The organism is Sphingomonas sp. UV9, from assembly GCF_004101245.1.
Taxonomy (GTDB): domain Bacteria; phylum Pseudomonadota; class Alphaproteobacteria; order Sphingomonadales; family Sphingomonadaceae; genus Sphingomonas.
In genome coordinates, this window is sequence record NZ_SCIN01000003.1 from 978,967 (window position 1) to 1,003,110 (window position 24,144).

The 24,144-nt window shown below is 65.1% G+C and carries 22 protein-coding genes; 17 read left to right on the forward strand and 5 right to left on the reverse strand.

From position 1 onward, the window contains the following. Positions 1–156 precede the first annotated feature (156 nt). The gene (locus tag EQZ23_RS16840) at positions 157–1,050 is read right to left on the reverse strand and encodes a LysR family transcriptional regulator (RefSeq protein ID WP_128455524.1); all 894 of its coding nucleotides are present in this window, start codon (positions 1,048–1,050) and stop codon (positions 157–159) included. A gap of 75 nt (positions 1,051–1,125) precedes the next feature. On the opposite strand from EQZ23_RS16840, the gene EQZ23_RS16845 reads away from it, so the two are divergent. From EQZ23_RS16845 to EQZ23_RS16855, 3 genes are read left to right on the forward strand one after another with little or no spacing between them, the layout of a single operon-like run. Further along, positions 1,126–1,734, forward strand: a complete 609-nt coding sequence (locus EQZ23_RS16845; protein WP_128455525.1) for a pyridoxamine 5'-phosphate oxidase family protein — start codon at positions 1,126–1,128, stop codon at positions 1,732–1,734. Beyond that, a complete protein-coding gene (locus EQZ23_RS16850) occupies positions 1,731–2,141 on the forward strand; it encodes a VOC family protein (RefSeq protein WP_128455526.1) in 411 nt (136 codons plus the stop codon). Before EQZ23_RS16845 ends, EQZ23_RS16850 begins: the two co-directional genes overlap by 4 nt. Positions 2,142–2,160: 19 nt before the next feature. Continuing rightward, the gene (locus EQZ23_RS16855; RefSeq protein ID WP_128455527.1) at positions 2,161–2,625 is read left to right on the forward strand and encodes a nuclear transport factor 2 family protein; all 465 of its coding nucleotides are present in this window, start codon (positions 2,161–2,163) and stop codon (positions 2,623–2,625) included. Between the two features lie 415 nt (positions 2,626–3,040). Here EQZ23_RS16855 and EQZ23_RS16860 read toward each other — a convergent pair whose 3' ends face one another. Beyond that, positions 3,041–3,658, reverse strand: coding sequence for a TetR/AcrR family transcriptional regulator (locus EQZ23_RS16860; protein WP_128455528.1), 618 nt, complete (start codon positions 3,656–3,658; stop codon positions 3,041–3,043). 105 nt (positions 3,659–3,763) lie between these two features. On the opposite strand from EQZ23_RS16860, the gene EQZ23_RS16865 reads away from it, so the two are divergent. From EQZ23_RS16865 to rutA, 12 genes are all read left to right on the forward strand, one after another. Then, positions 3,764–4,966, forward strand: coding sequence for an MFS transporter (locus EQZ23_RS16865; protein ID WP_240663632.1), 1,203 nt, complete (start codon positions 3,764–3,766; stop codon positions 4,964–4,966). Positions 4,967–5,004: 38 nt separating this feature from the next. Next, positions 5,005–6,018, forward strand: coding sequence for an NAD(P)-dependent alcohol dehydrogenase (locus tag EQZ23_RS16870; RefSeq protein ID WP_128455530.1), 1,014 nt, complete (start codon positions 5,005–5,007; stop codon positions 6,016–6,018). Between the two features lie 897 nt (positions 6,019–6,915). Further along, complete coding sequence (locus tag EQZ23_RS16875) at positions 6,916–8,166, forward strand: lipoprotein-releasing ABC transporter permease subunit (protein WP_128455531.1); 1,251 nt, start codon at positions 6,916–6,918, stop codon at positions 8,164–8,166. Then, positions 8,159–8,872 (forward strand): ABC transporter ATP-binding protein, encoded by a 714-nt coding sequence (locus EQZ23_RS16880; RefSeq protein WP_128455532.1) that lies wholly within the window; start codon positions 8,159–8,161, stop codon positions 8,870–8,872. Before EQZ23_RS16875 ends, EQZ23_RS16880 begins: the two co-directional genes overlap by 8 nt. Beyond that, complete coding sequence (locus EQZ23_RS16885) at positions 8,869–9,465, forward strand: GNAT family protein (protein WP_240663633.1); 597 nt, start codon at positions 8,869–8,871, stop codon at positions 9,463–9,465. Before EQZ23_RS16880 ends, EQZ23_RS16885 begins: the two co-directional genes overlap by 4 nt. After that, positions 9,462–9,938, forward strand: a complete 477-nt coding sequence (locus tag EQZ23_RS16890) for a glutathione peroxidase (protein WP_128455533.1) — start codon at positions 9,462–9,464, stop codon at positions 9,936–9,938. Before EQZ23_RS16885 ends, EQZ23_RS16890 begins: the two co-directional genes overlap by 4 nt. Before the next feature lie 474 nt (positions 9,939–10,412). Continuing rightward, positions 10,413–13,976, forward strand: a complete 3,564-nt coding sequence (gene dnaE, locus EQZ23_RS16895) for a DNA polymerase III subunit alpha (RefSeq protein WP_128455534.1) — start codon at positions 10,413–10,415, stop codon at positions 13,974–13,976. An 18-nt stretch (positions 13,977–13,994) separates the two neighbouring features. Continuing rightward, the gene (locus tag EQZ23_RS16900) at positions 13,995–15,584 is read left to right on the forward strand and encodes a long-chain fatty acid--CoA ligase (RefSeq protein ID WP_128455535.1); all 1,590 of its coding nucleotides are present in this window, start codon (positions 13,995–13,997) and stop codon (positions 15,582–15,584) included. A 214-nt stretch (positions 15,585–15,798) separates the two neighbouring features. Next, positions 15,799–16,527: a pyrimidine utilization protein B gene (gene rutB / locus EQZ23_RS16905; protein WP_128455536.1), complete on the forward strand. Its 729-nt coding sequence runs from the start codon at positions 15,799–15,801 to the stop codon at positions 16,525–16,527. A 13-nt stretch (positions 16,528–16,540) separates the two neighbouring features. Then, complete coding sequence (rutC, locus tag EQZ23_RS16910; protein ID WP_128455537.1) at positions 16,541–16,924, forward strand: pyrimidine utilization protein C; 384 nt, start codon at positions 16,541–16,543, stop codon at positions 16,922–16,924. Next, entirely contained in the window at positions 16,924–17,712 is a 789-nt protein-coding gene (gene rutD / locus EQZ23_RS16915) for a pyrimidine utilization protein D (RefSeq protein ID WP_128455538.1), read from the forward strand. Before rutC ends, rutD begins: the two co-directional genes overlap by 1 nt. A gap of 9 nt (positions 17,713–17,721) precedes the next feature. Continuing rightward, positions 17,722–18,792: a pyrimidine utilization protein A gene (gene rutA, locus EQZ23_RS16920; RefSeq protein ID WP_128455539.1), complete on the forward strand. Its 1,071-nt coding sequence runs from the start codon at positions 17,722–17,724 to the stop codon at positions 18,790–18,792. 287 nt (positions 18,793–19,079) lie between these two features. Here the strand turns inward: rutA and EQZ23_RS16925 are convergent, their stop codons facing one another. Together EQZ23_RS16925 and EQZ23_RS16930 are read right to left on the reverse strand one after the other, a co-directional pair. Further along, on the reverse strand, positions 19,080–20,858 hold the full coding sequence (locus EQZ23_RS16925; protein WP_128455540.1) for a cation:proton antiporter: 1,779 nt from the start codon (positions 20,856–20,858) through the stop codon (positions 19,080–19,082). Between the two features lie 116 nt (positions 20,859–20,974). Continuing rightward, a complete protein-coding gene (locus EQZ23_RS16930; RefSeq protein ID WP_056055940.1) occupies positions 20,975–22,195 on the reverse strand; it encodes an NADP-dependent isocitrate dehydrogenase in 1,221 nt (406 codons plus the stop codon). A gap of 155 nt (positions 22,196–22,350) precedes the next feature. Here EQZ23_RS16930 and EQZ23_RS16935 point away from each other — a divergent pair, with 155 nt between their 5' ends. Both EQZ23_RS16935 and EQZ23_RS16940 read left to right on the forward strand, forming a co-directional pair. Continuing rightward, on the forward strand, positions 22,351–23,079 hold the full coding sequence (locus EQZ23_RS16935) for a phosphatidylserine decarboxylase (RefSeq protein ID WP_128455541.1): 729 nt from the start codon (positions 22,351–22,353) through the stop codon (positions 23,077–23,079). 83 nt (positions 23,080–23,162) lie between these two features. Beyond that, positions 23,163–23,921, forward strand: coding sequence for a phosphatidylcholine/phosphatidylserine synthase (locus EQZ23_RS16940; RefSeq protein WP_206364303.1), 759 nt, complete (start codon positions 23,163–23,165; stop codon positions 23,919–23,921). Here the strand turns inward: EQZ23_RS16940 and EQZ23_RS16945 are convergent. Further along, the gene (locus EQZ23_RS16945) at positions 23,860–24,093 is read right to left on the reverse strand and encodes a hypothetical protein (RefSeq protein WP_240663650.1); all 234 of its coding nucleotides are present in this window, start codon (positions 24,091–24,093) and stop codon (positions 23,860–23,862) included. The two genes, EQZ23_RS16940 and EQZ23_RS16945, sit on opposite strands and share 62 nt — an antisense overlap. Between the last annotated feature and the right edge of the window lie 51 nt (positions 24,094–24,144).

Genomic DNA, 24,144 nt, shown 5'->3' on the forward strand with positions numbered 1-24,144 from the left:
TAGCACTGAACGGCGGCTTATGGGTCCGCGCCGCTGTGAGCCAGCGGCGCCTCGCGACCAAATGGCGCCATCCCGTCGTCCATTCTCCGGCGTCTGCTGTCTCTGAAGGCGGGCGTTGGGAACCAATCCTGATCTGAAATCTCGCAGCCTGTTTCATCAGTTCCAGACCTCGTGCCTCGCTCGCTCGCGCATGGCGTTGATAAAGGCGCTGACCGATGGCATCGCCGCGCGGCCGGCATCGTACAGCAGGTTCACCGGTATCGGTGCCGGTGCATGGTCCGCCAGCACCCTTACCAACCGGCCGGCGGCAATGGCTTCCGAAGACTGGTAGCTCAGTACATGGGCCAGCCCCAGTCCGCCCTCGGCCGCATCGATGGCGGCATCAACGGTATTCACGGTCAGACGCGGCACGACTTCGATCGAAGCATCGCCCATCGTGCCGAACTGCCAGGTGCTGCCCGTCCGAACGCCATTGCCGACGATACACATGTGGCGCTTCAGATCGTCCGGCGACACCGGGATGCCTCGGTCCGCCAGATAGGCCGGACTGGCTACGATCGTCTGTTGCACCGACCCGATCGACACGACGCGCAGCGCGCTGTCCGCGAGCGTGCCAATTCGCACGGCCACGTCGATCCCCTCCTCGACGATGCGCACGTTCCGATCCAGCAGCAGCATGCGCGCGGTCAGGCAATCATGTTTCGCCAGAAGCGCGCCGACTACTGGCAGCACGTGCCTTCGACCGAACATCACAGGCGCCGTGACGTACAACTGCCCGCGTGGCGCCGATCGGCCACCCATGACCACCTGCTCGGCCTCGCGCAGATCGGCGAGGATCCTGCGCGCGCGGTCGAGAAACGCCGCGCCCTCGTGGGTCAGCGACACGGCCCGGGTGGAACGGTGGAACAACGTCACGCCAAGGTGCCGTTCAAGTGCCGCCACGGCACGTGTGATGACGGGCGGAGAGACGGCCAACGCTCGCGCCGCTGCGGCAAAGCCGCGCTGGTCGGCAACCGCAACGAAAGCGGTCAAGGTCTCGAACCGATCCATTATTCTCCAAACCGAAACAGTGAACGCCGATTGGCACGAATTATCATTGCCTCCGCAATATACTAGGTGCCGGACATGGCACAGACTTTCCTCCGCACGATGTTCGGCCCCGGCTCTCGCGCCTTGCAGGAGGCCGCTGGATCGCGCGCGTCCTACGCCCGGATGGAGGGCCAGGCCGGCGAGATCGATGTCCTTACTGAACGGGAACTGGAATTCATCGGAGCGCGCCACAGCTTCTACATGGCCAGCACCAGCGAGGACGGCTGGCCCTACATCCAGCATCGCGGTGGCCCGGCTGGATTCCTCCGGCAGCTATCCGGCAACCGTATCGGATTTGCCGACTATCGGGGCAACCGCCAGTATCTTTCGACGGCGAACGTTGCCGCCGATGACCGGGTGTCGTTGTTCCTGATGGACTATTCCGCCCGGCGCCGTCTCAAGATGATCGGTCACGCGCGCACCAGCAGAGACCCGGTCGACATCGCGGCTTTGATGACGCCGGGCTACGATGCCGAGCCGGAGCGGGCCTTCGTGATCGACATCGTCGGGTTCGACTGGAACTGCCCCCAACATATTCTTCCGCTCTTTTCTGAAGCGCAGATTGCAGGGGCCACCCGGCCGCTGAGGGACGAGCTTGCACAGTTGCGCGCTCGGGTTATAGAATTGGAGGGACTGCAATCATGACCGATACGCTGACCTGCGGCGTCCATCATGTGGGCCTGACCGTCCCCGATCTGGAACAGGCGCGTGCATTCTTTTGCGACGTGCTGGGCTTCGAGATCGTCGGCGGTGTGCCGGACTATCCCTCGATCTTCATATCAGATGGCAAGGTGTTGCTGACGCTTTGGCGAGCGGCCAATCCCATGACCGCGCGCGCCTTCGATCGCCGTGCCAATATCGGCCTGCACCATCTGTCGCTCGCTGTCGCAGACGACCATGCGCTGGACGAAGCATGGAAGAAAATCAGCTCCCATCCCGAAGTTATCGTCGACGCCGCACCAAGCCAAATCCGCGCGGGATCGGCGACGCGCCACTTCCTTGTATTCATTCCCGGTGGCATCCGCCTGGAATTGGCCACACCTTTTGCGTGACCCTGAAAGGACAACGCCCATGTCTCGCCCGCCGCTGCCCCCCTTCACCCGAGAGACGGCCCTTCAAAAAGTGCGTGCCGCTGAAGACGGCTGGAACGGCCGCGATCCCTCGCGGGTCGCGCTTGCCTACTCGCCGGATAGCGTTTGGCGAAACCGCTCGGACTTCCTGCAGGGGCGGGACGCAATCGTCGCATTCCTTACCGGCAAGTGGCAGCGCGAACTCGACTATCGCCTGGTCAAGGGGCTCTGGGCACATGACGGCAATCGGATCGCCGTGCGCTTCGCCTACGAATGGCGTGACGAGGAGGGAAACTGGTTCAGATCCTATGGGAATGAGAACTGGGAATTCGCCACCGATGGGCTGATGACGCGCCGGATCGCCAGCATCAACGATGTGGCGATCGCCGAAAGTGAGCGGCTGCTGCACTGGCCGCTCGGTCCACGCCCGGACGGCCATCCGGGACTGCAGGAGCTGGGACTTTGAGCGCGACTTTGCCCAGCGGATGAAGAACGCGACCGGTATCATCAGACTGATGCCGACCTGTTGCTTTGGTGTACGACGATCGAGCGGCTTCAGCAGGTCTGTTGATTTCAACAACTGAGCTTGCTTCATCCCAAGCATTGCGGTTTGCGAAAGGCGCTATTCGGTTTGCGGAATTGCAGAAGGCCCAAGACTCGCGGGTCTGACACGATTGCCTGGCAAAAAATTCGTGATCCGGGGAAGCTGTTGGGGCAGCTCGATCGCGCCTATCGAGTTGCGAGGTGACGAAATCCGCCCAGAGCATTGGGCTTTTTGTACCGATAACAGATGTTTCGGTCAGCGAGGGTCGAGAGGTGTCTTGTTCAACAGACATCGAGCTAACGGGGCACTCCTGTCTTTCAGTACGCACCATTCGAAGTCAGGTGCGTGAACTGCGGCGGTTCTCGTCCCAGGCTGCCATTGCGTGCTTGATCCCTGATCGTATGGCGTTTGCGGGTACCGCGTCTCGCGCTTGTATCGAAATACCCAGCATGAGTCCGTCGTACAGCGCGACCAACCCTGCGACATCTGTGGTGAGATCGAGATCGCCCGCGCTAACGCCTGCAGTGATACACCGGTGCATCGCCTTGCGCGTGACGTCGCGTTCGGACCGGGTCAGCGCCCGGATCGGCTCGCTTGCCTCGGACGAGATCATTGCGGACAAGGTGACCATGCAACCGGTGGGATGGGCAAGGTCGGTCTGTACCGCGACCGACGCCAACAACGCCTGTTCCAGCCGTGCGCGCGGCGGCAATCGTTCGTCGTCGAGCGCTTCGACGATGCTGCCATGCCGGTCCAGGTACCGCGCCAGCGTTTCCCGATACAGCGCTTCCTTCGAGCCGAACGCCGCGTAGAAACTCGCCGACGAGATGTCGCCCATCGCGTGACGCAGCGTCAGCAGCGACGCGCCTTCATAGCCGTGCTCCCAGAACAGGTGCATCGCGCTGTCCAGCGCCGCATCCCGGTCGAACCCACGCGGTCGTCCGCTCCGTGCCATAAGTCTCCGCTCCTGACGTTATGGATTAATCGATCCATTATTCGTTGACAAGCGGGCTTCGGTCATCGAATGCACTGGATCAGTCGATCCAGAAGTGAGTGTTGCGTGCGTCCAAAATCGATTCCGACCGAAGCCGGCGCGAGCGAGACGCTGCCGATCTCCGCGCTGCTGGCGCTGGCGATGACCGGCTTCACCGCGATCCTGACCGAGACGCTGCCTGCCGGGCTGTTGCCGCATATCGCAGCGGGGCTGGACGTATCGGAGTCGCTCGCCGGGCAGACGATCACCGTCTATGCCGTCGGCTCCTTGCTCGCGGCGATCCCGCTGACGCTGTACACGCAAGGGTGGCGCCGCAAGCCGACGTTGCTGGTCGCGATTTTCGGCTTCCTGATCTTCAACTGCGTAACGGCCGTATCGACGTCCTACGCGCTGACGCTGGTCGCGCGGTTCATGGGCGGGGTCGCCGCGGGCCTCGGTTGGGGGATCATCGCCGGGTATGCGCGGCGGATGGTCGTCGCGCCGTTGCGCGGCAAGGCGCTCGCGATCGCGATGGTCGGTACGCCGCTCGCGCTGTCGATCGGCGTGCCCCTCGGGGCGATGCTGGGCACGACGCTTGGCTGGCGGATGGCGTTCTGGCTCATGTCGCTCACCACGCTCGGCCTGATCGGCTGGGTGATGTGGCAGGTGCCGGATTTCCCCGGACAGCCCGCCGAGCAGCGATTGTCGATCGCGCGCGTGTTCCGCACGCCGGGCGTGCGGACCGTGCTCGTCACGCTGTTCGCGTGGATCACCGGCCACAACATCCTCTATACCTATATCGCGCCGATCGCTGCGCTGTCGGGCGTGCAGGGCAGGCTCGATCTCGTGCTGCTCGGGTTCGGACTTGCCGCGCTGGTTGGCATCTGGGTCACGGGCGTGCTGATCGATCGGGCGTTGCGGCCACTCGTGCTCGTCAGCCTGGCGGTGTTCGCGGCCGTTTCGTTGGCCTTCGGGCTGTTTGCGGCGATCCGGGAGGTGACGATCGTTGCGACGATTCTGTGGGGGCTGTCGTTCGGCGGTGCCGCGACTCAGCTTCAGACGGCGCTTGCCGATGCGGCCGGAGAGGGCGTCGATCTGGCGAACGCGATGCTGACGACGGTATGGAACGGCGCGATCGCCGCGGGCGGGATCGTCGGCGGCGTGCTGCTCGATCATCTGGGTGCAGGGTCGCTCGCTTGGGCGGTCCTTGTGCCGACGCTGATCGCCCTGGTGCTCGCGTCCCGCGCAAGCCGTCACGCCTTCAAGCCCGGCCCACGGGCGTTCGACTGACGCACCCGTCACGCAATCAATCAACGCAGGAGATTTCGATGAAAGCCTATCATATCGGCGCCCAGGACGGCATCGACGCGCTCGTCGCGGCGACCCGCCCCGAACCCGTTGCGGGCCCCGGCGAAGCGCTGGTCGCCCCGCGCCTCGTCGGCCTTATCAGCCGCGACGTTCAACTGCTGCGCGGCACCTACGGTCCTCGCCAGTCGGAGACCCGCATTCCGATGTCCGAAGGCGTCGGCGAAGTCGTCGCGATCGGAGAGGGCGTGACCGGGATCGCGGTCGGCGACCGTGTCGTCTGCGGCCATTTCGCGAGCTGGCTGGACGGTGCGTTCCGCGCGGACGTATTTGCGCACGATATCGGCATCACGCATGACGGCTGGCTGGCCGAGCGCATCGTCCTGCCCGCCGCCGCCTTGATCCGCGTGCCCGACTCACTGGCCGACGCGGATGTCGCAGGGCTCGCCTCCGCAGCGTTGACGGCCTGGAACGCGCTGGTCGAGATATGCGGCGTCAAGCCCGGCGACACCGTGCTGTGCCTCGGCACCGGCAGCGTCTCGCTGGCGGCGCTCAAGATCGCCAAGGCGCGTGGCGCGCGGGTGGCGATTACCTCGTCCCATGATGCCAAACTCGAGACGGCGCGTACGCTCGGTGCGGACATCACGATCAACTACCGGACTTCCCCCGATTGGGCGGCTGAGGTCATCGCGCAGACTAACGGCAAGGGGGCCGACATCGTGATCGAAACCGGCGGCGTCGATACGCTGGGACAGTCTATCGCAGCGGCCGCGGCCAACGCGCGGATCATCGTCATCGGCGTGTCGACAGGCGAGGGGCCGGCGATCCCCGATTACCTGTCGCTCATCCTGAAGAACGTGACGATCCGCGGCATCGCCAACGGCAGTCGCGCGATGTTCGTCGACCTGCTCGACGCAATGGTCGCGAACGGGATGACGACCGTCGTGGACCGGACATTCGCCTTTGACGATGCGCCGGACGCCGTCCGCTACTTCGCCGCCGCCGGACACCTCGGCAAGGTCATGATCGCGTTCTGACCGCGCTCGGGCAGCGGACAGCTTGCGAATGGCCGCGCAAGCTTCCGCTCTGTCCTTGCGATCGGCGGGCGACTCTCTCGCCGCGGCCAACCGCGATTCTCTAAACCGTGATGGCGGAATAGCGCCCGGTTTACAGGGAAAAGTCTCCCACCCGGAGGCTTTGGTAAGCCGAGGCTGGAGCGCGGCAATCATCGTCGGTTCGGGTATAAGGCTGTGCATAGTGCCGCGGTTTTAGGACCCTCTCTCCACCATTTATTCCTGACATCGCTGGATAAGTTTCCCTGGGGTGCTGCCATGCGCGACCGCAATTGCGCGTTTGTCGGTATGTCGGTGGACAACCGTTTCTGCGCGCACCCGCCGATCCCGTCACGGGTACGAATGTCAGAATCCAGACTTGCAAGGCGGGGTTTCTATTCGGCTTCGGCTACTGTCGGTAAATCAACAGAGTGGCGTGGTAATTGTAAGCGGCCGCGCAGCGCAGTGTAGCCAAAGCATAGAATGCCCAAAGAACTAGGCCGGACAAGCAAACGCCCGGGCCGTTGCCGACCCGGGCGCCTGCGTGACGATCGCTCGTCAGCCCCCATTTTTGTGCTTTCGCTCAACACCTTTGGTGCGGCGTAAAAGCAGTCCCCGAACCACGGCCGTTGCCTGTGTCTCAGCGAGGTTTTTGCTAGTTATATGAGCGGGCTTTGTCACGGTATTTGCGCGTGCGGCGGCACGATTGGATAAGCCCTGTGGCGATTGCGCAACATACCAATCTAGCCATCGGGTGAGATCATCCCCATCTCCTCCACATGCGGGCGCTGCCGTACGCGGCTGTCGCGCACGTGTTGCCTCGCGCGGGTGCGCGTCCTAGAGCCGAAGGACTGTTTCCCTAACGAACGAACCCGGCCGCCCATGATCCTGTCCCGCTACGAACGGATGATAGCCCGCCGCTATCTGCTGCCGGGAAAGGGCGAGGCCTTCATCTTCCTCGTCGCCTCGATCAGCCTGGTCGCGGTCATGCTCGGCGTCGCCGCGCTGGTGATCGTGATGAGCGTGATGAACGGCTTTCGCGCCGAACTGTTCGACAAGATCGTCGGGCTCAACGGTCATGCGGTGGTGCAGGGCGTCGGTGGCAAGCTGCCCGACTGGCGCGAGATCGTCGCCCAGGCGCGCGCGACCCCCGGCGTGACCAGCGCCGTGCCGCTGATCGAGCAACCGCTAGCCGCCACCTATAATGGCCGCGCCGAGGCTGTGATGGTGCGTGGCATGCGCGTCGATGACATCCGCCGCAACTCGACGATTCGCGAAAAGGTGCTGATGGGGTCGCTCCAGTCGATCACGCCGGGCAGCGGACGGATTGCGATCGGATCACGGTTGGCAGAGTCGCTCGGCGCGCAGGTCGGTTCCGATATCTCGCTATTCAGTCCGCAGGGGCAAACGACCCCGTTCGGCACGGTCCCGCGGATTGTCAGTTATACCGTCGGCGCGATCTTCGAGATCGGCGTCTACGACTATGACAAAGCCTACATCATCATGCCGATCGAGGATGCGCAGACGCTCCTCCTGATGGGCGACGCGGCGGGAATCGTCGAGGTCAACACGGTCGATCCGGACCGGGTCGGTGAAATTCTCAAGCCGCTGGCGGACAAGATCGGCGGCCGCGCCGTGATCCAGGACTGGCGGATGATGAACGCGCAGCTGTTCGAGGCGCTGGCGGTCGAGCGGGTGGCGATGTTCACCGTGCTGTCGATCATCATCTTGGTCGCGGTGTTCAACATCCTGTCGTCGCTGATCATGCTGGTCCGCGCCAAGACCCGCGACATCGCGATCCTTCGGACGATGGGCGCGACGCGGGGCTCGATGATGCGCATCTTCATCGTCGTCGGCACGACGATCGGTGCGCTAGGGACGGTCGCGGGCCTCGTGCTCGGGTTCATCTTCCTGTTCTACCGACAGGGCGTGGTGAACTTCGTCCAGCTCGTCACCGGCCAGAATCTCTGGGATCCGTCGATCCGCTATCTGACCGAATTGCCGTCGAAGACCGATCCCGTCGAGATCATCGTGATCGCGCTGATGGCGCTCGTCTTCAGCTTCCTCGCGACGCTCTATCCGGCCTGGAAAGCGGCGAGTACCGACCCCGTGCAGGTGCTGCGTTATGAATAATGGCCTCCGTATCGACCGCCAGATCGAGAAGTTCGACGATTACGTCCTCCAGACGACCGGACTGACCAAGAGCTTCACGCAAGGTGGTGCGACCATCGACGTGCTGCGCGGGGTCGACCTGGCCATCGCGCCGGGCGAGATCGTCGCGCTGCTCGGGCCATCGGGCTCGGGCAAGTCGACGCTCTTGCAGGCGGTCGGGCTGCTTGAAGGCGGTTTCCAGGGCTCGATCCGGATCGCCGGCACCGAAGCGTCGAAGCTGAACGCGCATGAGCGGACGGAGGTGCGCCGCGACAGCCTCGGCTTCGTGTACCAGTTCCACCACCTTCTCCCCGATTTCAACGCGACCGAGAACGTCGTCCTTCCGCAACTCGTCCACGGCGCGACGCGGGTCGATGCGGACCGGCGCGCGGCGGAGTTGCTGACGCAGCTCGGGCTCGGCCACCGCCTGACGCATCGCCCGAGCCAGCTCTCCGGTGGCGAGCAGCAGCGCGTCGCGGTGGCGCGCGCGCTCGCCAACAAGCCGGCGCTGGTGCTGGCGGATGAGCCGACCGGCAACCTCGACGAGCATACCGCCGACATCGTCTTCGCCGAATTCATCCGGCTGGTCCGCGAACAGGGCACCGCGGCGGTGGTCGCGACTCACAACGAGCGCCTCGCCGCGCGGATGGACCGCGTGATGCGGCTGCACGAGGGGCGGCTGGCGTGAGCTGGGACGCGACGCCGACGCTGGTCGGGCGTCACGTCACGCTCCGGCCGCTGGTGGCCGGCGACAAGGACGCGCTGGTCGCGGCGGCGTCGGCGGGCGACCTGTGGAATCTGTTCTACGCCAACGTCGCGATGATGAAGGCCCCGGATCGCTGGTTCGCCGCGGCGTTCGAGCAGGAGCGCCAAGGCCGTGCGCGGCTGTTCGCGGTGGAGGCCGGGGGGATCGTGGTCGGCACGACCCGCTTCATGCGGATCAACGCGGCACATCGGCGGCTCGAGATCGGTGGCACCTTCTATGCCAAGGCGGTGCAGCGCACGGGCGTGAATACCGAGGCCAAGCTGATGCTGCTGAGGCACGCATTCGAGGCGCTGGGCTGCGAATGCGTGCAGATCCGCACCGACGCGCTCAACAAGACGTCGCAAGCCGCGATCGAGCGGCTCGGCGCAAAGCGCGACGGCGTGTTGCGCGGGCATCAGGTGATGGCGGACGGCCGCTTGCGCGACACGGTGGTCTACAGCATTCTCCGCCACGAATGGCCGGGCGTGCGTCAGAACCTGACGTATCTGCTGGCCCGGCACGAGGATCGCGCATGAGCATCACCGACTTTACCGTGAAAAGCGCCGACGGTTCCGCGGCCTCGCTCGAACCCTATCGTGGCAAGGTGCTGCTGATCGTCAACACCGCGTCGAAATGCGGGTTCACGCCGCAATATGAGGGGCTGGAGGCGCTCCACCGCGACTATGCCGCGCGCGGGTTCGAAGTGCTGGGGTTTCCGTGCAACCAGTTCGGCGGGCAGGAGCCGGGCGATGCGGCGGAGATCGCGAATTTCTGTTCGCTGACTTACGACGTGACGTTCCCGGTGTTCGCGAAGGTCGACGTCAATGGGGCAGGCGCGGACCCGCTGTTCGAGCGGTTGAAGTCCGATGCGCCGGGTGTGCTCGGGTCAAAGGCGATCAAGTGGAACTTCACCAAGTTCCTCGTCGACCGGGAGGGGAATGTCGTCGACCGCTACGCCCCGACCACCAAGCCCGAGGACATCCGCAAGGATATCGAGAAGCTGCTGTAAACGCCATTTACTACCATCCCGGCGAAGGCCGGGGCCCAATTGGAAAGGTCGAAGTAACGTAGCGCGTCCCCGAGTTAGCAGCGTTTCCCAATTGGGCCCCGGTCTTCGCCGGGGTGGCGGGTTGGGTGAGGCCACCCTCAAAACCAAGAATGGTCCCCCGCGAAGGCGGGGGCCCAGACTGGACTCCCGCCTTCCCGGGAGAACACTTCTAAACCGAAACCGCGGGCGCGCCCTTCTTACGTGCCGGCCGAACGCGCTGCCCGTACACCCCTGTCATCCTGACGAAGGTCAGGATCCAGAGCCACGCAGTCCGCCGACCGTGATCCTGGGTCCCGGGTCGAGCCCGGGATGACGGAAGGGGGCGGGTCGGCAATTCCCGCTCTCCACACCTTCCGCCTCAACTCATCGCGTCCCGGCTCTGCTCATGCCCCAACGGCGCTGGTCGAATCACGCCGCAGCGCCTACCTCTCGTCGATGCACTCCGGTTACGTCCCGCTCCGCGTCTTCTCCTGTTACACCATGCTCGACGGCGCGATCGATCCGAAGGCGATCGCCAAGCAGGCGCGAGCGCTCGGCTTCCCCGCCGCCGCGCTCACCGATCGCAACGGGCTGTATGCCGCGATGGCCTATTCGGACGCCGCCAAGAAGGATGGCGTCCAGCCGATCATCGGTGTGATGCTGGGCGTCAGCCGCCCCGACATGCCCGACGGCATAGCCACGCCGTTCGACTGGATCGCGCTCTACGCTCAGAATATGACGGGCTACGACAATCTGTGCGCGCTCGTCTCGATGGCGCATCTCGACCGCCCGATCGAGATGCCCGCGCATGTCGACTTTGCCGCGCTAGAACGCCACACCGACGGCCTGATCGCGTTGACCGCAGGCGGCGAGGGCGGTCTCGCCCGGCTGTTCGCGGAAGGGCAGCCCGACCGTGCGAAAGCGTATCTCGACCGCCTCCAGGGCCTGTTCGGCGACCGGCTCTATATCGAGCTGTCGCGCCGCGGCGACGCGACCGAGATCGCCGCCGAGGAGGCGCTGATCGACATCGCCTATGCGCGCAACCTGCCGCTGGTGGCGACCAACCCGTGCTGCTTCACCGAGAGCGCGTTCGGCGACGCGCACGACGCCATGCTCTGCATCGCGCATTCGACCTATGTCGAGACCGAGGACCGCATCCGCAGCTGCCCCGAAGCCTGGATGAAGCCCGCGCCGGTGATGCACGAGATGTTCGCCGACCTGCCCGAGGCGATCGCCAACACGCTCGTCGTCGCGCAGCGCTGCGCGGTGATGGCACCCTACCGCAAGCCGATCCTCCCGAGCCTTGCCGGCGATATCGAGGGCGAGGCCAAGCTGCTCCGCGACGACGCCGAGGCGGGCCTCGAGAAGCGCCTCGCGCGCATCACCGAACTCCACGGGGAAGGCGAGGACGGCTGGCGCGAGATGTACCGCAAGCGCCTCGCGTTCGAGGTCGACGTGATCGTCCAGATGGGCTTTCCCGGCTATTTCCTGATCGTCGCGGACTTCATCAAATGGGCGAAGGATCACGACATTCCGGTCGGCCCGGGCCGTGGTTCGGGCGCTGGCTCGGTCGTCGCCTGGTCGCTGACGATCACCGATCTCGATCCGATCAAATTGGGCCTGCTGTTCGAGCGCTTCCTGAACCCGGAACGCGTGTCGATGCCCGATTTCGACATCGATTTCTGTGAAACCCGCCGCGTCGAGGTGATCCGCTACGTCCAGGAGAAATACGGCCGCGATCAAGTCGCGCAGATCATCACCTTCGGGAAGCTGAAGGCGCGCGCCGTGCTCAAGGATACGGGCCGCGTGCTGCAGATGAGCTACGGCCACATCGACCGCCTCGCCAAGCTGGTACCCAACCACCCGACCGATCCCTGGACCTTGGAGCGTGCGCTGAACGGCGTCGGCGAGCTGGCGAAGGAATATGCCAACGACAACGCGGTCCGGAAGCTGCTCGATCTGGCGATGAAGCTTGAGGGCCTGCCGCGCCACTCGTCGACGCACGCCGCCGGCGTGGTGATCGGCGACCGGCCGCTCGCACAGCTCGTCCCGCTCTACCGCGATCCGCGCTCCGACATGCCCGTCACGCAGTTCGACATGAAATATGTCGAGGGCGCAGGGCTGGTGAAGTTCGATTTTCTCGGGCTGAAGACGCTGTCGGTGCTGCAAAAGGCGTTGCAGATGCTCGCCAAGCGCGGCGTCATCGTCGATCTCGATGCGCTCGAATGGGATGATGCCGGCGTCTACGCGTTGCTCCAGCGCGGCGACACCGTCGGCGTGTTCCAGCTCGAGTCGGAGGGCATGCGCCGCACGCTGTCCGCGGTCCGCCCATCCAATTTCGGCGACATCATCGCGCTCGTGTCGCTGTATCGACCGGGCCCGATGGACAATATCCCGTCGTTCGGCCGCCGCAAGAACGGCACCGAGGCGATCGACTACCCGCACCCGCTGCTCGAACCGATCCTGTCCGAGACCTACGGGATCTTCGTGTACCAGGAACAGGTGATGCAGGCCGCGCAGGTGCTGGCCGGCTTCTCGCTCGGTGGCGCGGATCTGTTGCGCCGCGCGATGGGCAAGAAGGTGAAGGCCGAGATGGACGCCCAGCGCGCGGGCTTCGTCGAGGGCTGCCTGACCGTCAACGGGATCAAGAAGGCCGAGGCGAACGCGCTGTTCGACTTGATCGACAAGTTCGCCGGCTACGGCTTCAACAAGAGCCACGCCGCCGCCTATGCGCTGCTCGCGTACCAGACCGCGTGGCTGAAGGCGCATCACCCGCACGAATTCTTCGCGGCCTCGATGTGCTACGACCTGCACCAGACCGACAAGCTGGCGATCTTCACCGACGACATGCGCCGCCTGGGAATCGCCGCGCTGCCGCCCTGCATCAACGCGAGCCAGGCCGAGTTCGATGTCGAGGTGTTGGCAGAAGCTGACGCTCCACCAGCAGAATGTTCACCCGCGAAGGCGGGTGCCCAGTCTGGGCCCCCGCCTTCGCAGGGGGACAATCTAGCGGTCCGTTACGCGCTCGGTGCTCTCAAAAGCGTTGGCGAAGGCGCGATGGAGAAGCTGATCGTCGAGCGCGTCCAGAATGGTCCGTTCGCCGGCCTCGACGATCTCGCCAAGCGGGTCGATCCGCGTCTGCTCAACAAGCGCCAGCTCGAGACGCTCGCTGCGGCGGGCGCATTCGATTCGTTCGAGCCCAACCGCGCGGGCATCCATGCCACCGCGGAGACGATCCTTGCGATCGCCGCGCGCACGCACGAACAGAAGACCAGCGGGCAGGGGGGGCTGTTCGGCGATGCCGAACCCGCGGGCGACGCGATCAAGCTGCCGCCCGCGGTGCGCTGGACGCTCAGCCAGCGGATGGATCAGGAGAAGGAGGCGTTCGGCTTCTATTTCTCCGCGCACCCGGTCGATCGCCACCGCCACATCGCCAACAGCCACGGCGCGCGCGCCTATACCGCGCTGTCCGAACTCAACATCCCCGACGACGGCAGCCGCGCGGGCGCGACGATGGCGGTGCTGGTCGAGGACGCGCGTTACCGCACGTCGGCGCGCGGCAAGCGCTTCATGATGGCGCAATGCTCCGACGCCAGCGGCCAGTTCATGGCGACCTGCTTCGACGAGCAGGTGTCGAAGGACCTCGAAGAGGCGGCAAAGGCGGGCGGCTGCGGCCTCATCACCGTCGAGCTCGATCGCAAGCCCGGCGAGGACACGCCGCGCGTCAGCATCAAGCGCATCCAGCCGTTCGAGGGCCTTGCCAACCTTGCGCGCTTCCAGGTCGTCGTGACGATCTCCGACATGAGCGCGTTCGCCGGGCTCGCCTCTCTGCTCGCGGACCATCGCGGTGCGCGCGGCGAGGTGCGGGTGCGTGCGCAATTGCCCGATGGCGAGCTGTGCATCCTGCTCGGCCGCGACTTTCTGCTCGACGGCGAGCTTGCCGAGCACATCGAGTCGTTGCACGGTGTCACCAAGGTGGAGCTGAAGACCTCGGAAACGAGGCTCGCTCTGGTCGGATAACAGCTTGGGAGAGCGGACATGCTTGGTGGAATGCAGGATTTCGAGCTTCGTGTGCCGCGCCTGATCGACCATGCCGCGCGCGAACACGGGGCCAGAGAACTCGTCAGCTACTGGGCCGACGGCCGCGAGACCCGCACGACCTGGGCCGGGATCGCGAGAGACGCCCGCAAGCTGGCGCAAGCGCTAGAAAAGCTCGGCGTCGCGCCCGGCGACCGGGTCGCGACGCTCGCGATGAACCACGCGCATCACCTCGTCGCCTGGTACGGGACGATCGGGATGGGCGGCGTGATCCACACGATCAACCCGCGGCTGTTCGACGAGCAGCTCGTCTACATCGCCAATCACGCCGAAGACCGCGTGATGCTGTACGACAAGGCGTTTCAGCCGCTCGTCGATCGCCTGCGCGAGCAGTGGACCAGCGTGCGCCATTATATCTGCTTCGACGACCTCGGCCCCGAGGGTTTCCAGGCGCTGCTCGACGCCGAGGACGGCGATTACGAGTGGGTCGAAGGCCCCGAGCGTGAGCCGTGCATGCTCTGCTACACCAGCGGCACCACGGGCAATCCCAAGGGCGTGCTCTACACGCACCGCTCGACGATGATCCACGCGATGGCCGAGGTCGCGCCGTGGGTGTTCGATCTCTCGCCCAACGCGGTCGTGCTGCCGGTCGTGCCGATGTTCCACGCCGCCGCCTGGGGCCTGCCCTTCGCCTGCGCGCTGTCGGGGGCGAAGGTCGTGTATTCGGCGGTCAACGATCCCGCCGTGCTGTGCCGCCTCATGAACGATGAGACGGTGACGCATTCGGCGGGCGTGCCGACCGTATGGCTGGCGATGTTCGGCCATATGGACGCGTCGGGCGATGCACCGCGGCACCTGAAGCAGGTGACGATCGGCGGCTCGGCCGCGCCGCGCGCGATGATCGAGCGGATCATGGGCATGGGCGCGACCGTCAAGCACCTCTGGGGTATGACCGAGACCTCGCCGATCGGCACCGCCGGCTTCGCGCCGCCGCACTGGGACGACATGACGCACGGCGAAAAGCTCGACCTCGTCGGCAAGCAGGGCAGCGTGCCTTTCGGGATCGAACTCCGCATCATCGACGACGAAGGCACGGTCCTCCCCCGCGACGGCTCGATCGCGGGGCGATTGCAGGTCCGCGGGCCGTGGGTCGTGCAACGCTATTTCGGCGCGGACGAGGACGCGGTCGATGCGGATGGCTGGTTCGACACCGGTGACGTCGCGATGCTTCATGCCGACGGCACGATGCAGATCACCGATCGGTCGAAGGACGTCATCAAGTCCGGCGGCGAGTGGATCAGCTCGGTCGACCTGGAGAACGCCGCGGTCGGTTGCCCGGGGGTGGCGGAAGCGGCGGCGATCGGCGTGTATCATCCCAAATGGGACGAGCGCCCGCTGCTGATCGTCGTCCGCAAGCCCGGCGGGGACGTGACCGAACAGGCGATCCTGGAGCATCTGGCAAAACACGTCGCCAAATGGTGGCTCCCCGACGCGATCGTCTTCGTCGAAGACCTGCCGCATACGGCTACCGGCAAGCTGCTGAAAACGGCGCTGCGCGAGAGGTTCAAGGATTTCGCCCTGGCGGCGTAGCCTTCAGCGACCATACGACGCTCCGTCATGCCGGGCTCGTGCCGGCATCCACCGTTCCGCGCGCTCTCCAGCCCGAGATGGCGCGGCACCGTGGACCCCGGAACGAGTCCGGGGTGACGGCGCATGTCGGGGCCGTTATCCCCCTCCATCATACCGAAGCGGCCCAATTCGTTTCGCACTTGCACAATCCCGACGATGCAGCGAGCTTGTGCGCATGACAGCGGCCACCCCGATCCTCCGCACCGGCGCCAACGAATCCGCCGCCGTCACGCTGCCCGCGCGCCCCGAAGCGCTACGCCTCGATCCGGCGGAAACCGCAGTCGTCGTCATCGACATGCAGAACGCCTACGCTTCCCCCGGCGGCTACGTCGACACGGCAGGCTTCGACATCGCCGGTTCGGCCGCCGCCATCGCGCAGATCGCCAAGGTCCTCGACACCGCGCGCGCCGCGGCGATGCCGGTCGTGTTCCTCCAGAACGGCTGGGACCCCGATTATGTCGAGGCGGGCGGCCCCGGCTCGCCCAACTGGCACAAGTCCAACGCGCTGAAGACAATGCGCGCACGCCCCGAGTTGCAGGGTCAGTTTCTCGCGCGAGGCGGCTGGGATTACGAGATCGTCGACGCGCTCAAACCCCAGCCTGGCGACATCCGCGTCCACAAGACTCGCTACAGCGCGTTCTTCAACTCGCAGCTCGACAGCATCCTGCGCTCGCGCGGCATCCGCAACATCGTCTTCGTCGGCATCGCCACCAACGTCTGCGTCGAGAGCACGCTGCGCGACGGCTTCCACCTCGAATATTTCGGCGTGATGCTTGAGGACGCGACGCATCACCTCGGCCCGCCCGAGATGCAGGCTGCCACCGTCTACAATGTCGAGAAGTTCTTCGGCTGGGTCAGCACCGTCGGCGATTTCTGCGGCTCGTTCGGTCAACGCCCAGACTAGATTAGGAAACCAGATGCCGTTCGAAGCCATAAACCCGCCCCAGTTCCCAACCCCGATCGCGCCCTATTCCGCGGGCGCCAAGGCGGGCAACACGGTCTACGTCTCTGGCGTGCTGGCGCTCGGCGACGGCGGCATCGTCCTCCATCCCGGCGACGCCTCAGCCCAGACCCGCGCGGTGCTCGAAACCATCAAGACCACGCTTGAAGCCGCCGGCGCGACGATGGCGGACGTCGCGTTCAACCACATCTTCCTCAAGGACCTCGCCGACTATGCCGCGTTCAACACGGTGTACGCCGAGTATTTCCCCGGCCAGAAACCCGCCCGCTACTGCATCAAGACCGACCTCGTGAAGCCTGACTGCCTCGTCGAGATCGCCAGCATCGCGCACCTCTCCTGATGGGAAGCGCGGGCGGCATCCACTGGGAGGACCACGGCCAGCCCGACGGCCCGACGATCCTGTTGTCGAGCGGTCTCGGCGGCTCGGGCCGCTATTGGCAGCCCAATCTCGCCGCGCTCGGCGCCGGCCACCGGATCATCACCTACGACCACCGCGGCACCGGCCGTTCCGATCGCGACATTCCGGGCGACCTGACGGTGGAGGCGATGGCCGCCGACGTGCTCGCGCTGATGGATGCGATCGGGTTGGAGGCCTGCACGTTCATCGGCCACGCACTCGGCGGCCATATCGGACTCGCGCTCGCGCTGTCAGCACCCGAACGGCTCGACCGGCTCGTCGTCATCAATGGGTGGGCCAAGCTCGACCCGCACACCGCACGCTGTTTCGACACGCGCCTCGCGTTGCTGCGCGACAGCGGTCCGCGCGCGTATCTCCATGCGCAACCGCTGTTCCTCTACCCGCCGCAGTGGATCTCCGACCATCACGACCGGCTTCAGGACGAGGAGGAGGACATGCTGGATCATTTCCCCGGTGCGGAAATGATCCAGCGACGGGTGGCCGCGGTCCGCCGGTTCAACATTGCCGGCCGGCTCGACGAGATCCGCGTGCCCGTCCTCGTGGTCGCGGCCGACGACGACATGCTCGTGCCGCCGTCCGCGTCCGAAAAGCTTGCCGCGGGCATCCCAGGCGCGCAGCTTGCGCGGATGGCGGCGGGGGCGCACGCCTGCAACGTGACGCGCGCGGAGCATTTCAACATGTGGCTGCTCGACTGGCTCGACGGCGAATAGGAGCACAGCATGCAGGTCGGCGTCTTCGTTCCCATCAACAATAACGGCTGGCTGATCAGCGAGAACGCGCCGCAGTACAAACCCAGCTTCGACATGAACAAGGCGATCGCGCAGTCGGCGGAGAAGCACGGCCTCGATTTCCTGCTGTCGATGATCAAGCTGCGCGGTTTTGGCGGCAAGACCGAATTCTGGGATTACGGCCTGGAGAGCTTTACGCTGATGGCCGGGCTTGCTGCCGTCACCGAGAAGATCAAGATCTACGCGACCTGCGCAACGTTGCTCGTACCCCCCGCCTATGCCGCGCGGATGTGCAACACGATCGATTCGATCAGCCACGGCCGGTTCGGGCTGAACCTCATAACCGGCTGGCAACCGCCCGAATATACCCAGATGGGGATGTGGCCCGGCGACGAGCATTTCCGCAACCGGTACAAGATGCTGGACGAATACGCCCACATCCTCCGCGAGTTGTGGGAGCAGGGGACGTCCGACTTCAAGGGCGACTATTACGAGATGACCGACTGCCGCGTCTGGCCGAAACCGACCGGCGACATGAAGATCATCTGCGCAGGCTCGTCCGACGACGGCCTCGCCTTCTCCGCCAAATGGGCGGACTATGCGTTCTGTCTGGGGAAGGGCGTCAATACGCCGACCGCCTTCTCCGCCAACAACGACCGTCTGGCCTTGGCGACGGCCAAGACTGGCCGCGACGTACAAATCTTCGTCCTGATCATGATCATCGCCGCCGAAACCGACGAGGAGGCGATGGCGAAATGGCAGCATTACAATGCTGGCGTGGACGTCGACGCCATCGCGTGGCTGATCGATCAGGGATCCAAGGATACCCACAACACAGACACCAACGTCCGCCAGCTCGCTGCTCCCGAAGGCGCGGTGAATATCAACATGGGGACATTGGTCGGTTCGTACGAAAGCGTCGCGCGCATGCTCGACGCGATGGCCGCGGTCCCGAATACGGGCGGCGTGTTGCTGACGTTCGATGATTTCCTGGAGGGCGTGGAAGCATTCGGCACCCGCATCCAGCCGCTGATGAAGAGCCGCGAAGGCGTGGTAGCCTAACGCGCGTCCGGGATCCGCCAAGACCCTGTTTCCCCGCGAGAGCGGGGACCCAGTCTGGGCTCCCGCCTTTGCGTGAGAACAAGGAAGCGGGAGGGGACGCTGCGTTTATCGCACCGAAGCCTTGCTAAACAAGCACCTCCCCGGCGAAGGCCGGGGCCCAATTGGGGAGGTGGAAGTGATTGCGCACCGCGCGTCGTTACTACCGTCCTCCAACTGGGCCCCGGCCTTCGCCGGGGAAGTGGCCTTTCTATCGGCCTTGCCTGTCGTCAAAGCACGGCGAGATTAGCTCAAACCGCCCGCGGCGTCCGCTTAGCCTTCCTGATCCGCGGCTCCACGATCATGTCCGCCGCCTTCTTGATCTCCTGCCGCAGTTCATCCCGCTTCTCGTGGATCGACGCGATCACCGGCCCCATCGCCACGCCGAGATCGACCAGCACGGCTTCCGCCAGTTGCAGCGAACTCTCGAGCGTCTCCGGCACCGCGTCCGTTACCCCAGCCCGGTACAACTCCGCCGCATGCGCCGTATCCCGCGCACGCGCGACGATCGGCAGGTCCGGCGCCAATGTCCGCACCCGCCGCGCCAGCCGCACCGTCAGCACCGGATCGTCCATCGTCAGGATCAACGCCTTGGCGGTGTGCAGCTTCAGCCGATCGACCAGTTCCGCGCGCGCCACGTCGCCGAACAGGATCGGATAACCTTGCGCCCGGGCGGCGGCGACCGCGTCGATATCGGCCTCGACCGCGACATAGCGCTGGCCGTGGACGGCGAGCATGTCCGCCACCATCCGACCGACCCGGCCGAAGCCGATCACGACCGTGCCGGGGCCCTCCTCGTCGATCTCGACATCGCCCGAATCTGCGCCCGATCGGCTTTCCAAGTGCCGCGACACGGTCCGGCCGAGCTTTGCCAGCAACGGCGTGATGGTCAGCCCGATCGCGGTGACCGTCTGCCAGAACGACGCGGTCGACGGCAGGATCAGCTGTGCCTGCGCGGCGGTGGCAAGCACGATCAGCGTCGTCTCGGACGGACTGCCCATCAGCAGCCCGGTCTCCGCCGCGACGCCGCGCCGCGCATTGGCGACCCGCAACAACAGGAACGTCACGACCGCCTTGGTCGCGACCACGCCGGTCACCGCGAGCAGCAGCGATGGCCAGTTCTGCGCGATCAGCCTCAGGTCGAGGCTCATGCCCACGGTGATCAGGAACACGCCGAGCGCGAGCCCCTTGAACGGCGCGGTGATGACCTCGACCTCGCTGTGATACTCGGTCTCGGCGATCAGCAGCCCGGCCAGCAGCGCGCCGACGATCGGCGACAGGCCGGCGGCGGTGGTCGCCACGCTCGCGACGATCACGACCAGCAGCGAGGCGGCGAGGAACAGCTCCGGACTCTTGGTCCGCGCCGCCTGCCCGAACAGCCGCGGCAGGAACAGCCGTCCGCCTATATACATCGCGACCACGGTCAGCCCGCCGCGCAGCGCGACCCCTGCGATGTTCGACCAGCCATCCGCGTCCGCGGTCGGTGCCAGCGCACCCAGCACGAAGATGATCGGCACGAGCGCCAGATCCTCAAACAACAGCATCGCGAACGCCCCGCGCCCGACCGCGCCGGTGGTGCCAACGAGCGGCAGGACCAGCGCGGTGGACGAAAGCGCCAGCGCGAAACCGAGACCGATCGCGCCCGCCCATTCCTGGCCGATGAAATGCAACGCGGTACCGATGATCAGCGCCGATCCGATCAGTTCGGCCGCGCCGGTGCCGAAGACGAGCCGTTTCATCGACCACAGCCGCTTGAACGAGAGTTCCAGCCCGATCGAGAACAGCAGCAGGATGATGCCGAACTCGGCGAACGGCTCGATCGATTCCGGGTTCGAGATGGTGAGATAATACAGCCACGGCACGGAGCCGGTGAGCGAGCCGAGACCCGCAGGGCCGACCAGCAGGCCGACCAGGATGAAACCGATGACCGGGCTCACCCGGAACCGCGCAAAGGCGGGAATAACGAGACCTGCCGCGCCGAGAATGACGAGCGCGTCGCTGAAACCTTGATTGTCGAGCCGTAGTGCCATGCCCGCGACCTTAGGGGACGCATGACGGATTTGTCAGGAAGAAATACTGCGCGGTGGATCGACGATGACGTGAGGGAGAAGGCCCCGCTCCCGTTACGGGGAGCGGGGCAGTCGGGTCAGGCCCAGTTGGCCATTTCGGTTTCGAGATTCGAGCGGACCTGCTCGAAGAACTGCTCGGTCGTCATCCAGGGCTGGTCGGGGCCGATCAGGATCGCGAGATCCTTGGTCATGTGGCCGTTCTCGACCGTCTGGACGCAGACGCGCTCGAGCGTCTCGGCGAACTTCGTCACGTCGGGCGTGTCGTCGAACTTGCCGCGATACTTCAGGCCACCGGTCCACGCGAAGATCGACGCGATCGGGTTGGTCGAGGTCGCCTTGCCCTGCTCGTGCATGCGGAAGTGACGCGTGACGGTGCCGTGCGCCGCCTCGGCTTCGACGGTCTTGCCGTCCGGGGTCAGCAGGATCGAAGTCATGAGACCCAGCGAGCCGAAGCCCTGCGCGACCTGGTCCGACTGCACGTCGCCGTCATAGTTCTTGCAGGCCCAGACGAACTCGCCGTTCCACTTGAGCGCCGATGCGACCATGTCGTCGATCAGGCGATGCTCGTAGACGATGCCCGCTTCCTTGAACTTGTCCTTGAACTCGGCCTCGAACACCTCGGCGAACAGATCCTTGAAGCGGCCGTCATAGGCCTTGAGGATCGTGTTCTTGGTCGACAGGTACACCGGCCACTTCAGGTTGAGACCATAGTGCATCGAGGCGCGCGCAAAATCGCGGATCGAATCGTCGAGGTTGTACATCGCCATCGCGACGCCCGCCGACGGGAACTGGAACACTTCGCGGTCGATGACCGTGCCGTCGTCGCCTTCGAACACGAGACGCAGCTTGCCGGGGCCGGGGACCAGATAGTCGGTCGCGCGATACTGATCGCCGAACGCGTGACGGCCGACGACGATCGGGTGCGTCCAGCCCGGGATCAGGCGGGGGACGTTCTTGATCACGATCGGCTCGCGGAAGATGGTGCCGCCGAGGATGTTGCGGATCGTGCCGTTCGGCGACTTCCACATCTTCTTCAGGCCGAACTCGGTCACGCGCTGCTCGTCGGGCGTGATCGTCGCGCACTTTACCGCGACGCCGTGCTTCTGCGTGGCGAGCGCGCTGTCGATCGTCACCTGATCGTCGGTCGCGTCGCGATGCTCGACGCCGAGATCGTAATAATCGAGCTGGATATCGAGATACGGCTTGATCAGGCGCTCACGGATCCATTCCCAGATAATCCGGGTCATCTCGTCGCCGTCGATCTCCACGATCGGATTCTTTACCTTGATCTTCGCCATGTTCGGGGTCCTTCGGGGGAGGGGGTTTGGGGAGCGTCTAGGGGAGCGAGCCGCGACGATCAACCGTTGGGCCGGGTCGCACCCGACTTGTCATCAACGACTTAAAGCGCGTTCATCGTTGTATCGTGCGTCCGGCACGGATAGACCCGCGGGTTATGGCATCGCTCGACAAGCCGCCCGTCACGACCTCCACGGTCAAATGGCGATTTCCCGCAGTCCATCCGGAGGGCCACAAATACGTCGCGATCGCGACCGGCATCACGCTGCTGCTGACGATCGTCAGCCACGTGCTGTTCTGGCCGATGGTCGGCGTCGTGATCTGGGTCGCGACGTTCTTTCGTGATCCGATCCGCACGACCCCACAAGGCGAGGGACTGATCGTCGCGCCGGCCGATGGCCTGATCACGATGATCCAGCGGGTGCCGATCCCGCGCGAACTTGCCGGCGAGAACGGTCTGGGCGACGCGCCGCTGGTACGCGTGTCGATCTTCATGTCGGTGTTCGACGTGCACATAAACCGCACGCCGATCGCCGGCACGATCCGCCAGGTCGTCTATATCTCGGGCAAATTCCTCAACGCCGATCTCGACAAGGCGAGCGACGAGAACGAGCGCCAGCATTTCGTCGTGGAGGACCGTCACGGCATGCGGATCGGTTTTACGCAGATCGCCGGCCTCGTCGCGCGGCGCATTCTCGGCTTCGTGAAGGCCGGTGACATGGTCGCGGTCGGCCAGCGTATCGGCCTCATTCGATTCGGCAGCCGGGTCGACGTGTATCTGCCCGACCATGTCGTCCCACAGGTCTGCCTCGGCCAACGCAGCATCGCTGGCGAAACCGTCCTCGGCCGCGTCGGTGGCGTGCCGGTCGGCGGTATCGCGCAGTGATCGATCGCGATCCGGTCGACGTCGGAGAGGATTTCGGCAGGGGCCGGTCAGGTCGCGTCCGTCGCAAGCCTCGCGGATTGCCGCTGCGTGCGGTGGCGCCGAACGCGGTAACTGCGCTCGCGCTCTGTTCTGGCCTGAGCGGCGTACGGTTCGCGATCGGCGGGCAGTGGGAAAGCGCGGTCGCGATGATCATGGTCGCAGGCGTGCTCGATGGGCTCGACGGTCGGATCGCGCGGATGCTTCACGGCGAGAGCCGATTCGGTGAGCAACTCGATTCGCTATCCGATGCAATTTCGTTTGGCGTCGCGCCGGCGCTGATCGTCTATCTCTGGTCGTTGACCGCGTTGCCGCGGTTAGGCTGGATCTGTTCACTGATCTTCGCGGTGTTCTGCGCACTGCGTCTGGCACGCTTCAATGCCAAGATCGACGAAAGCGAACAGCCGCACAAATCGGCCGGGTTCCTTACCGGCGTTCCCGCGCCTGCGGGGGCCGGGCTCGCCCTGATGCCGATGTTCTTCTGGTTCTGGACCGACGAGCCGCGATTCGCCTCGCCCTATTTCGTCGCCCCGTGGGTCGCGTTCATTGCGCTGCTCATGGTGTCGAGCATCGCAACCTATTCGTGGAGTTCGCTCAAGCTGCGCAGCAACGTGCGCTTCGAAGCGCTCGCGCTGGTGGTTTTCCTCGGTGCCGCGATGGTGAGCGCGCCGTGGCATACGCTCAGCATCATCTGCGTGTTGTACCTGATCTCGATGCCGTTCAGCATCACCAGCTACGCCAAGATCAGGCGGCAGCGTTCCAGCGGCGCGCGGATACCGGGGTCGTCGTCGACGCCCAGCGCCTGACCGCGATCCGGCGCTCGGCAACAGCGAGCGTCCGGAGCGGCTGGAACGCGGGTTCGACATTGCCCAGCGCAAGCCGGACGATACGATCCCACTGCGGCGCGATCGACGAGACGATCATCATGCCCGCGACCGCGAATGCACCTGCAAAAACCATGAAGCTCAGAACCAACATCACGTCCGCCTTCCTATGAGTTGCGAACAAATTCTTAATGTTCGCAAACCT